General features: G+C 52.0%; 8 protein-coding genes. 2 read left to right on the top strand and 6 right to left on the bottom strand.

The features are described from left to right. Window positions 1-219: 219 nt before the first annotated feature. The 4 genes from ACYVH9_RS09735 to ACYVH9_RS09720 all read right to left on the bottom strand — a co-directional run bounded on the left by ACYVH9_RS09735 (window position 220) and on the right by ACYVH9_RS09720 (window position 4,442). Window positions 220-1,335, bottom strand: a complete 1,116-nt coding sequence (locus ACYVH9_RS09735) for an amidohydrolase family protein (protein ID WP_460636116.1) — start codon at window positions 1,333-1,335, stop codon at window positions 220-222. A gap of 27 nt (window positions 1,336-1,362) precedes the next feature. Continuing rightward, window positions 1,363-2,748 (bottom strand): heparin lyase I family protein, encoded by a 1,386-nt coding sequence (locus ACYVH9_RS09730; protein WP_460636115.1) that lies wholly within the window; start codon window positions 2,746-2,748, stop codon window positions 1,363-1,365. A 122-nt stretch (window positions 2,749-2,870) separates the two neighbouring features. Beyond that, window positions 2,871-3,257 carry a hypothetical protein gene (locus ACYVH9_RS09725; RefSeq protein ID WP_460636114.1) on the bottom strand — a complete coding sequence of 129 codons (387 nt, stop codon included), beginning with the start codon at window positions 3,255-3,257 and terminating at the stop codon, window positions 2,871-2,873. A gap of 69 nt (window positions 3,258-3,326) precedes the next feature. Continuing rightward, window positions 3,327-4,442 carry an amidohydrolase family protein gene (locus tag ACYVH9_RS09720; protein WP_460636113.1) on the bottom strand — a complete coding sequence of 372 codons (1,116 nt, stop codon included), beginning with the start codon at window positions 4,440-4,442 and terminating at the stop codon, window positions 3,327-3,329. A gap of 221 nt (window positions 4,443-4,663) precedes the next feature. On the opposite strand from ACYVH9_RS09720, the gene ACYVH9_RS09715 reads away from it, so the two are divergent. After that, a complete protein-coding gene (locus ACYVH9_RS09715) occupies window positions 4,664-5,668 on the top strand; it encodes a LacI family DNA-binding transcriptional regulator (RefSeq protein WP_460636112.1) in 1,005 nt (334 codons plus the stop codon). A gap of 7 nt (window positions 5,669-5,675) precedes the next feature. Here the strand turns inward: ACYVH9_RS09715 and pheA are convergent, their stop codons facing one another. Both pheA and ACYVH9_RS09705 read right to left on the bottom strand, forming a co-directional pair. Beyond that, on the bottom strand, window positions 5,676-6,752 hold the full coding sequence (pheA, locus tag ACYVH9_RS09710) for a prephenate dehydratase (protein WP_460636111.1): 1,077 nt from the start codon (window positions 6,750-6,752) through the stop codon (window positions 5,676-5,678). 473 nt (window positions 6,753-7,225) lie between these two features. Continuing rightward, window positions 7,226-9,112: a DNA topoisomerase IV subunit B gene (locus ACYVH9_RS09705; protein WP_460636110.1), complete on the bottom strand. Its 1,887-nt coding sequence runs from the start codon at window positions 9,110-9,112 to the stop codon at window positions 7,226-7,228. A 320-nt stretch (window positions 9,113-9,432) separates the two neighbouring features. On the opposite strand from ACYVH9_RS09705, the gene ACYVH9_RS09700 reads away from it, so the two are divergent. Further along, a complete protein-coding gene (locus ACYVH9_RS09700) occupies window positions 9,433-12,042 on the top strand; it encodes a polysaccharide biosynthesis/export family protein (protein ID WP_460636109.1) in 2,610 nt (869 codons plus the stop codon). Window positions 12,043-12,054: the final 12 nt, after the last annotated feature.

Here is a 12,054-nt window from a genome sequence, read left to right as displayed (position 1 = left end):
CCCGTAGGCGACCCCGTCTAGGCGACCCCGTCTAGGCGACCCCGTCTAGGCGACCCCGTCTAGGCGACCCCGTCTAGGCGACCCCGTCTAGGCGACCCCGTCTAGGCGACCCCGTCTAGGCGACCCCGTCTAGGCGACCCCGTCTGGGCCATCTGTCAGGCTTACAAAGACGGAAATAGTTAAAATATAAATAACGTATATCAATATACGCACTTCATCTCACTGAAGTTTTGCTAATCCCGGAATCCAACGTTCGGCATTCTTGCGGTAAAGTTTGTCGACAACCGAGCGCGGTAATTTCATTCCCTTGAACTCGCCCACTACGTGCCGGTGTGTCATGATTTCATCCGTGGTTAAAAATTGCCAGTCACTCACCCACGTATCGTGCAGTTCGCGGTTCAGGGCTTCGTTGCTGTCGTAAACGCCTTCCCAATTTCCCCGGTCGGTGGCATACAGGATTCGATCCTGGTACTTGATCAGAAAATCGCGAACTTTCCGCCAGTCGGTGGTGGCCTGGTGCTGAAGGTACATCATCCGCGACGCCAGGTCGACCGCCAGATTCGGGTATTTGTCCAGCCGTTTGGCCAGCTCGTCCACGCTCCATTCCAGACTGGCCAGGTGTGCGCCAATTACGACCAGGTCGGGATGCTTTTCAACCATGTGATCCCGGGCGGCCATGTGCTTTTCGTACGACGGATACGCTGGATGCAGATACATGTGATGCTGCGGATTGCGGGTAAAATACTGTTTGGCCGATCCCACGGTCATGTCCGAAACCGGCAGCCAGCAGTTTTTCGGTTCGCCCTGGTGACTGATCAGCGGAATTTTGTGTTTTGCCATGAAGTCAAAAATCGGATCGAAACGCGGATCGTCAATCATCACGAAAGAACCGTCCGAATCCCGCAACTCCATACCGATGCCCTTCCAGACTTTCACCGCCAGTGCTCCTTTCGCAAACGAGTCTGTCAGATCGGCAATGGTTTTCTGCTGCCAGTCGGGATCGTTCCAGTTGCCGACGGTAAACGTCGTTGCAAAAGCCACCCGCTTCGGATACTGTTTGACATGAGCCAGGGCGAGGTTTCGTTGGTCGAGGTAAGTTTTGCCATCGACATTGACCGTGAACAGGCTAAAATTGTCGCGTGCCGCCTGCCCGATAAACGTCGTATCTGCCGAACTTAGGTGAATATGCGCGTCAATTTTGCGCACTTTCTGAAAGTCATTCCGCGAATAAAAACCGTCAGCGAATTCGGATTGCGTTGTGGCACAAACACCAAGCAGACCCGCTGCCGCCAGCAAAACCGTCTTGAAACGAACTTCTCTCCTCGCCCTGTTCATGAGTATGGATTTAAAACTATGATCAAGTTAATTAAAAGTAGCTTTCACGGCGCTGAACGACGTCCCGCGACTCCAGTTGTCCTGGTACAACACGTTGATATTGCCGCCCTGATCCACCGCGGGCGTGTCCTGCCGGTACAAACCGTGTTGCACATAACATCCCGTGGTAAACCCGTCCACTCCGTTCAATTTAAACGGTATTTTATACAATGACTCCAACTGTCGCTCGTTCGAAGTCCATTGCAGCGTCGGAATATTTTTTAGTGATAAAACCCGTTTAAACGTACTCTCCGATTTCAGTTTATGCCAGACTTCCAGAATCCCGGTGGCATCGGGCCGGAATTTAATCCGGACAATAAAATCATTCCATTGCCCTTTGTTCAGGTTGTTCAGGATGGTGTAGGACTTTTCAAACTCCGTCGGATACGCATTCACGATGTTGCCTGAACTGACATCCACGCGCACACTATTTGCCCGCGCACTCAGCGCCACCGGCGGAGCAATCGATGTGTGGGCGTGCCACTGCATGAAAATACCCCACTGCTTCGGCTCCGTCCAGTCTGCCGGGAAGTAGGTCGACCAGCCATAATAATATTCGTCGTTGAGCGTTTCGCGCTGGTAATTCCAGAGCGTCGCTTCGGCCCGCTCCCCGCTGGTAAATGTTCCGTCGGCTTTCTGGACTTTGTCGCCGGGCCGAACCATAAACCGGGCTGCGTGCGTTCCCTGTCGCACCGGCGAGGTAACTACCGAAAACTGTTCGGCTACCTTGTGCGCCGTAATACCGTCCCACTGGCTGGCGTCGCCGGTATCCCAGTTGCCCAGCACATCGATCGTACCAGCCACGTAAGGCGGCTCCCCCGTCCCACCGGTTTCGTCCGGCGCTTCCGTTGTTGGCCCCCAGCCCCAGACTTCAATTTCGGTGTAACTATTCCAGGCGCTCTGGCTATTGCCGTACCCGGTAATCCGAACGTATTTTGCTTCCAGATTGGAAAAATCAAATTTTTGCAGATCGGTATTGCCAGGGGCGCTTTTCTGGCTGGACAACACGGTGGTCCAGTTCAGGCTATCCAGCGAAACCGCGACGTCGAATGTCGAAACCCGGGTGGCGTTCCCTCCCGTATGAAAACCCATCTGGATGTAATCGATGTGCCCTTTCTGACCCAGATTCAACGTAATGAACTGCGGATTACCTTCACCCGACCAGCGAGTGGACAAACTTCCATCGACCACATTATCCTTAATGTTTACGCCGTCGACGGCTGCGGGCGTACTGACGTTAGCGGCCGGTATGACAAATTTACGGGCGGGTCCGTCTGGCTCAATCTGATGATCGGCCAGTTTCCAGCACGAGGTTAATTGCAATGCCAGTGGCATGGAGATCAGCAGAAAAGCCGACCAGGAAGACATTCTCATACGTAGTTGGTTTGATGGATATGTACTAAAATTTAAAAAATACGCTTCTGCGCAGAAACTATCACATTTCTGCGGGGGCATTATTGAAAAGAGAAACCAGCCGACCAGGACGAAAGGACTTGCTAAAGCCGGACAAAAAGCTCACGCTCGTACAGCCAGACGAGGACGTACCAGGCCAGCGCAAAAGCCAGCGGGCCGCTAATCAGGTGCTGCATACCATCGTCAAAACCGCTGATCAACCAACCGAGATTAGTTTGCAGATTATCCGGCATCCAGCCGTGAATGGTCCAGTGTGTCAGGTAAGCGCCCATCGAATTGGCTCCAACGGCCACCAGCCAAACCGTTCTCTGGCGCCAGCCGCGGATTTCGACCAGCCAAATGAAAAATGCCAGCACCAGAAAAACCAGCCCACTGCTGAACAGGGTCCAGGCCGGAGTCCAGATTCGCTTGACAATGGGCCAGATAGCATTCCGCTTGTTTAGCGCGCACGATGGGTTCAGTAATGGCAATCATGCGATTGTCGAGTTAATGGAATTGAATAATACGCCGGTTCGGGGCAGAAAACCGTAAAAAACCGTTCATCGTTTTTTGCGGTACAGAAGCTTCTCCGCGTTTTCGGAATATAATTTTTTCAGTACCTCATCGCTCAGGTCGAAACCGTGCAGGGGCCAGTGATAATTGTAATGCTCAACCTCATAAAAATGCTCATCGGCGGATTCCAGGATTCGGAACGTGGTCTGGTACATGTGGTCGTCGATGCCCATGTCGGTGCCGTAAAGCAGCCGATCCTGATACCGTTCGTAGAATTTCTTCATGTAGCGCGGAATCGTAGCCGTTTCGCCGTAACGGGCCGAGATGTCGGCATACAGATTCGGATACCGGTCGAACATCTTACCCAGGATCGACAAATCGTAGTCACAATTTGCCAAATGGCAGGCAATAAACGTGGTGCCGGGATTGTCACGCACGGCGTTTTCAAGCGTTTTGATCATCTGCTCGTGGTTCAGAATATCGGGCTGGTTCAGGTAAACGTGCCACTTGGCGGCATTGATCAGCCCGTCGTTGGTCGAATCCACTTTCTGATACATCCAGTACGACTCCGCCACGTGAATGTTGATGGGCATACCCAGCTCTCCGCAACGTTTCAGCAACGGTTTCATGCGCGGATCGTCGATGTGCATTCCGTAGGCTTTCGTGGGTCGGTCGTAAAAGAGGCCCAGACCCTTGTCGCCCACCTCCCCGATGCCTTTCGCCCCCATTTTCTGGCACCGTTCCAACTCTTTGATGGCGTGATCGGTCCATTTAGGATCGTTGTTATAGCCCGTAAAATCAAAACCGCACCAGAGATCAAACCGATCGGGATGCGCTTTGTATTTTGCCACCAGCGAATCAAACCGGGCACCCGTCGACATCGTGAGCACGATGGTCTTTTTGATTCCGCACTGATCCATCAACTTGACCCATTGATTGAGGTCGGCCCCGGAACGGGCCAGAAAGTCGTGGGAATGCACATCAATAACCGGGAATTTTGCTTTGGTAATGGTCGTTTTCGGGATTCGGTAAATCGACTGCGGACGGTAATCCATCAACCGCAGGTTTTCGACACCCTGCCCAACAACCGAAACCGTCACCAGTACCATACAACCGATCAGTATGTTCGTTGCGTTCTTGTGTACACCTTTTAACCATTTCATGAATCGCGGGAATAGGTTGCAGAAGCCTTATCTGCTGCGCAATCGTTTTCTATCGAAACAAAACTATAATTAATGCACAACTTTCAAAATTTTATACTGCCCCACAAAACCATAACGTAGTTAAACAATCGATTGTCTAACGCTACACAATCGGTTGCGTGTTTTCCGAACAATTGACCCAATTCTGTACTTTTAAGAGTTGATCCACAAACCAGGAACGTATGGTTACTCCAACCACCATGAAAGAAATTGCCAGGCAACTGGGCGTTACCGTGTCAACGGTATCCCGGGCCTTGCAGAATCACCCCAGTATCGGGCTCCGCACCCGGGAGCGTGTGCACGAATTGGCCAAGCGGCTGGATTACGTCCCGAATCCGACCGCCATCAATTTGAAGCGCCGACGCACTCACAACATTGGCGTGGTTCTGCCGTTTCTGACGGAGCAGTTTTTTTCAGTGGCCATTTCGGCCATTGAAGATGTGGCCATGCGCGAAGGGTACAGCGTGGTGGTGATGCAATCCCGCAACGACTACGAACGGGAGCGGCTGGCCATCAGTAACCTGATCAAACACGGCATCGACGGAATTATTGTCTCCCTCTCTTCGGAAACACAGAATAACAGCCACTTTCTGGAAGTCAACAAACACGGCATTCCCATCGTCTTCTTCGATCGGGTGGCCAAAAACCTGCCTAATAGCTGCGTGTACGTGGACCTGACGGCGGGCGCCATTGAAGCGGTCGAATACCTGGTTTCGCTTAATTTATCCCGCATTGCGCTGCTCAACGGGCCGGGCACCCTGCAAGCTACTGATGAGCGGCTCAAAGGCTATGTGACGGTGATGAATCGGCACCACATACCCATCAACCGGGCGTATGTCCGCAGCGTTAACCTTACGCGGGAAGATACAGCCCGAAAAATGAACGAACTTCTTGACCTTCCAGATCCTCCGCAGGCCATCCTGGCCTTTAACGATTACGTGGCGCTGGATGCCATGCAGGTTTGCCGCCAGCGAGGTCTGGTGATCAATCAGGATATTTATTTTGTCAGCTTTTCCAATCTGCCTTTCTGTTCGTACCTCGAGCAACCACCGATTGCCTCCATCGAGCAATTTCCGCACGAAATGGGCACAAAGGCTATTCAGTTGCTGCTTTCAGCCATCAACGATCCCAAAAACTTCGTCCGCGAAGAGGTCATCATTCCGCACCAGCTAATTGTCCGAAGTTAGCCCAAAATTAGCCCAGCGACCTCACGTAGCTGCCCAGCCATTTCACATCGGCGGAATGGTGTTGCAGAATTTCCTGAACACCAGGATCGTTTAGGTGGCCTTCAAACTCAATCAGGAACCAGTACCGGAAAGTCGCTCCTTCGCGCAGCGGACGGCTTTCGATTTTGGTCAGGTTGATATGGCGGGCGTCAAACTCCTGCAGAAACTGCGCCAACACCCCCGGTTTGTTGGTGTTCGGTAGCCGGGCCACGATGGTGGTTTTGTCGTGACCGCTTTTCTGATTCACGAAATCTTTGGCCAGCACCAGAAACCGCGTCCGGTTCAGGTCGGTGTCTTCAATATTGTCAAATAATACCGGCACTCCGAACAGTTTGGACGCAATGTTGGAGCAAATGGCAGCGGCTTTCGGGTGCTGGGCCGCCAGCTTGGCGGCTTTAGAAGTCGATTCGACCGGGGTAATAACGGCGGGCAACCCCTCAAAGTAATCCCGCAAAAACTTGCTGCACTGCCCAAACGCAATGTCTTTGGAATAAATGTGCGTGATTTCACTCAGCACATCGGTTTGCGTAGCGAAGGTAAAATGCACCGGTATCTGCGCTTCGGCGGCAATCACCAGATCCTTTTCAAAAAGCAGGTCGATGGTTTCGTTTACAACACCTTCCTGGTTGTTTTCAATCGGCACAACGCCAAACCGTGCCCGGCCCGTCTCGACGCTTTCAAAAACCGAGCGGATCGTGGGCAGCGCAACGTATTCGCTCATGGCCCCAAACCGGCTCTCGGCGGCCTGATGGGTAAAACTGCCCTCCGGCCCCAGATAAGACACCCGCTCCGGCATTTCCAGATTGCGCGATACCGCAAAGATTTCTAGGTAAATCGCATCAATGGCTGAGGGGGTCAGTAGGCCCTTGCTCGACTGATGCAACCGGTCGAGAATCTGTTTCTCGCGTTCGGGCCGGTAGATAACGGTTTGGCTGGATTTTTTTAGTTCGCCAACCAGCTTCACCACTTCCATGCGTTGGTTCAGCAATTGCAGCAATTGGTCGTCGATACTATCGATCTGGTTACGGAGGGATTCGAGCGTCACTGGCAAAAACGTTTTGGGTAAAAGGCTGCGGCAACCGGAAAAACGCGGGTTTGGCGAATTATCGGCTCACGAACAGCTTCAGTGCACAAAAGTACCCAAAAAATAAGACTACCGATTTAATTTTTCCGAATCCGATCCCGTTCATTCTGCGCGCTGTGAGTACTCCCGCGCGGAGTTTTCGACGAACCCACTCCCAACGATCGGGTATAACTCATTTTCGGGATGGAAAAAACCGGGGTGCAGGTCAATCTGGACTCTATTTCAGTCTAAAAAATCATCTGCGGTAAAACTCAACCCTTCACATTGCCTAGCAGCCGCAATCGCCACGATCAGGTGTTGAAGGAGATCCTGAGTGAACGGGTTTGGAAGAAGAGTTAAAAGTAAAGAGTGATGAGGTAAGAAATATCCGCCCGGCGGTTGATTACCGCATTTGAAGCAATCAACACTACTTCTTACCTCATCACTCTTCCTTTTTAATTCAGTACCAGGGCCACTTCCTCCAAGTCCTTCTCAATCCGCAGGTTGTCGATGATAAACCGCTGTCGATCGGGGGTGTTTTTGCCCATGTAATAGCTGAGCAGTTTGGGAATGGAAGTTTCTTTTTCCATGATCACCGGTTCCAGCCGCATGTTATCGCCAATAAACAGTCCAAATTCGTCCGGTGAGATTTCGCCGAGTCCCTTAAACCGGGTAATCTCGACTTTTTTGCCGCCTTTCGTCAGTTTGTTGATGGCCACCTGTTTTTCCTCCTCCGAATAGCAATAAACCGTCTCCTTGTGGTTTTTCGGATTCCGCACCCGGAACAGCGGTGTTTCCAGAATATAAAGGTGACCATTCCGAACCAGGTCCGGGAAGAATTGCAAAAAGAAGGTCATCATCAGCAACCGGATGTGCATCCCGTCCACGTCGGCATCCGTCGCAATCACAATACGGTTGTAACGCAAGCCTTCCAGCCCGTCTTCAATATCCAGTGCGTGTTGCAGCAGGTTGAATTCCTCGTTTTCATACACCACTTTCTTCGTCAGCCCGAAACAGTTCAACGGTTTTCCGCGCAGACTGAAAACCGCCTGCGTCGACACGTTCCGCGATTTGGTAATGGAACCACTGGCCGAGTCGCCTTCCGTAATAAATAAGGTCGTGTTATACCGGTCGTCGGCTTTCAAATCGGGCAGGTGGCTGCGGCAATCGCGCAGTTTCTTGTTGTGCAGGTTGGCTTTTTTCGCCCGATCGTTGGCCAGTTTCTTGATTCCGGCCAGCTCTTTCCGTTCGCGTTCCGACTGTTCGATCCGTTTTTTGAGGGCATCCTGCGTCTCAGAATTCATATGCAGGAAGTTGTCCAGGTGATTCTTCACGAAATCCACCACAAACGAACGCACCGTCGGGCTATTTTCGTCCGGAGCCATGTTGATAGACCCCAGTTTGGTTTTGGTTTGCGATTCGAAAACCGGCTCCTGTACCCGAATGCTGATGGCGGCAATGATCGACGCCCGAATATCCGATGCATCGTATTCTTTCTTGTAATACTCCCGAATGGCTTTCACAACGCCTTCCCGCAAAGCCGCCAGGTGGGTTCCGCCCTGGGTGGTGTATTGCCCGTTAACAAACGAATAGTATTCTTCACCGTACTGATTACCGTGCGTCATAGCAATTTCGATGTCACCGCCTTTCAGGTGAATAATCGGATACCGCAGGGCCTCCTCGTCGGTTTTGTTGCGCAGCAAATCGAGCAACCCGTTCTGGGAAACAAACTTCTGACCGTTGAAATTGATCGTTAACCCGGCGTTCAGGTAACAGTAATTCCAGATCATGTTTTCCAGGAACTGAGGAATGTAGTGGAAGTTCTTGAAAACCGTATTGTCCGGTTCAAAAACCACCAATGTACCGTTGCGTTGATTGGTGGTATCTTCGCCCTGGCGAATCAATACGCCCCGCTCAAATTCAGCCCAGACGGTTTTGCCTTCCCGGTACGACTGCACCCGAAAAAAGGTGGCCAGCGCATTGACGGCTTTGGTACCAACGCCGTTCAGGCCAACTGACTTCTGAAAAGCGCCGGAATCGTATTTGCCCCCGGTATTGATTTTAGACACCACATCCACCACTTTACCCAGCGGAATGCCCCGGCCATAATCCCGAACCTCCACACGGTGATCCGTTACCTTGATATCAATGAGCTTTCCGTTGCCCATGACGTGCTCGTCGATACAGTTGTCGATCACTTCTTTGATCAACACGTAAATACCGTCGTCGGCTGCCGAGCCGTCGCCCAGTTTACCAATGTACATACCGGGCCGCAGCCGGATGTGTTCACGCCAGTCGAGCGACCGGATACTGTCTTCCGTGTATTGTTGCTTACTCTCCATTCGGTGATTTAAAAAACTGATTAAAACTTTTTACCGCCAAAAAGCCGTATATAAAGACGGAAAACGGGGTATCGCATTGAGTGCGTGTTCGCAAAATATGAAATTTTGCTGTTTAAAAAGAAAATGTTTAAAAAGTAGCAAAAGTTCGTTTACTTTGTAGCGCAAAGTGCGTTAAATTAAGGCAATAGACGTTTTAGTACAAGCAGCAACCAACAGCCAATAAGATTGAGCGCCGAAATGCGGCCGTATACTTTCTTAAAAATATGCAAAAAAAACCACATTTCCACTGTATTAGCTCAAAATTTTTCGCCTACTCTTCGATGCAATTTTTCCGCAAAACCATTCTGGGTGTCTTACTGGCTTGCACCGGTTTAGACGCGGCAGCCCAGGTCATTCAGGCGCCGTCGGCTCCGACGTCGGCCCCCTCCACACTTCCCGCCGGTGTTCCTCGCCCCGGTCAGGGCCAGCTTCCCGCCGGAACCACATTACCAGGTCAAACCGGTACCAATACCCGCGGACAAGGCGGTGCCGTCCCCGGCGCCAATCAGCAGGGAACCCGCGGCCAATCGACCGGGGCAACGCAACAAGGCCAGGGAACCCAACAAACCGGCCGTGGTCTGTCAACGGGTACTACCGGCCAGGGTACACAAGGCCAAAACGGGCAGGGTACCAACCAGCAGGGTGCGAATCAGCAAGGTACGCTCGACGGCGTCAATAACGGTGCCAACGCCACCAATGAAGCCAACCCTGATCAGAATGAGGATGCGTTAAAAACCGATCTGGAGTTGCTGCGCGAACGCGAACTGGCGGCCCAACGGCGGAAACTGTTTGGTTACCAGCTCTTCAATGATCCGGCCAACCAGAGCCTTTTTCAACCGAACTTGAACATTGCCACCCCTAAAGGATATGTGATAGGGCCCAATGACCAGTTGAACATCAATATCTACGGTTTTTCGGAAGCTACTTATCCAACCACGGTGAATCCCGACGGATTTATCTACGTGCAGCGCGTGGGTCCGATTCACGTTTCCGGCCTGACCATTGAGCAGGCCCGGGGCCGAATTCTCGACCGGTTATCAAAAATTTATGTGGGCTTGAAAAGCGGCCCTTACGGCCCGGCCAACACCTATATGGTGGTGACGCTCGGCGATATCCGCAGCATCCGGGTATCCGTAACGGGTGAAGCGATTCGCCCGGGAACCTACACGGTTTCGTCTCTCTCAACCGCCCTGAACGTGATTTATCAGGCCGGTGGTCCTAACGAAATCGGATCCTTCCGGAACGTGCAGGTGATTCGGAATAATCGGGTTATTGCAACACTGGACCTGTACGACCTGCTGATTACAGGTATCCAACGCAACGATGTCCGTCTGCAGGATAATGACAACATCCGGTTTGCCACCTTCAAATCCCACGTTGAAATCAACGGTGCAACCCGGCGTAACAATATTTTCGAACTGTTGCCGGGCGAGCCCATGTCCCGTCTCCTGGAGCTGTCGGGTGGTTTTTCCAGCAACGCCTACAAAGCCCGGATCAAAGTAACGCGCTTTACCAACCGCGAGCTGAAAGTGATTGATGTAGTCGAGTCCGAATTTCCAAACTTTGTCATGGCCGATGGTGACCAGGTAACGGTTGAAACCGTTCTGGTCCGGTACGAAAACCAGGTGGGGATTCAGGGAGCGGTTTTCCGGCCCGGTATTTTCTCACTGGATCAAAATAAAACCCTGACCCAGCTGATCAAAAGTGCCGAAGGACTGAAGGGAGAAGCCTTTACGGGCCGGGTTCAGATTGTACGGACCCGCGACGACATGGCGATTGAAAACATTTCGCTCAACCTGACGAATATTCTGAACGGTACGGAGCCGGATGTTGAGCTGAGACGGGAAGATCAGATCATTATTCCGTCGCGGTTTGAGATGGCCGAATTCGCCGAGATCAGCATTACGGGCGAAGTAATCACCCCGATCCCATCGACGCCTTACGTGGCTAATATGACCCTCGAAGACCTGATTCTGCGCGCCGGCGGCTTACGTGAATCAGCAGCAGCGGCTCAGATTGAGGTGGTACGCCGGAAAAAAGATGTGGACATCACGTCAAAATCAGCCCAGATTTCGGAAATCTTCCGGTTTAATGTAGATCGCGACCTGAGCATCAAATCAACCGACAGCAAATTTCCCCTGTTCCCCTACGATCAGGTGATTGTACGCCGGTCGCCCAACTACCAGGAACAAACCTTCGTGCAGGTTGATGGCGAGGTGGTAATGCCTGGCGATTATCCGCTGATTACCAAGGACCAGCGCATCTCGGATCTGGTAAAAATGGCCGGTGGTCTGTCTCCATTTGCCTACGTAGAAGGTGCCACGCTGGTCCGGAGCATTCAACTGAGCGAAGCTGAACGCGAACTGCGCCAGCAAACCATTACGGAATTGGCTGATGACAGCCCAAGAGCCGTGGTGCGTCCCGAAGCAGCTGTTGTTGACACCCAGCAAAACATCGGGATTAGCCTTCGGAAAATTCTGAACGCCCCCGGCTCGGCAGAAGACATGATTTTGCAGCAAGGCGACATTCTGCGCATTCCGAAGCAACTGGAAACGGTTCGGGTCGGTGGCGAAGTATTGCTGCCTACAACGGCCAAATTCCGTCGGGGTCAGTCGTTTCAGGATTACATTTCGCAGGCCGGTGGGTTTACCAGTCGTTCGGCGCGCAAGCGTGCTTATGTAGTGTATGCCAACGGTTCGGCCGACCGTACCCGTCGGTTTGCGTTTTTCAATGTGTATCCGCGCGTTGAACCAGGCTCAGAAATCATCGTTCCACAATCGACGAAGGGTGAGCTGACTCCGCTACAGGTTCTCCAAAGCACCACCGGTATCATCGGTTCAGTAATGGGACTTGTCACGACCATTTTGGCCTTCAGAGCATTAACCCAATAATCACGGTTATTT

This window comes from Larkinella harenae (assembly GCF_054780515.1).
This window is presented reverse-complemented; position numbering and strand designations above follow the sequence as displayed.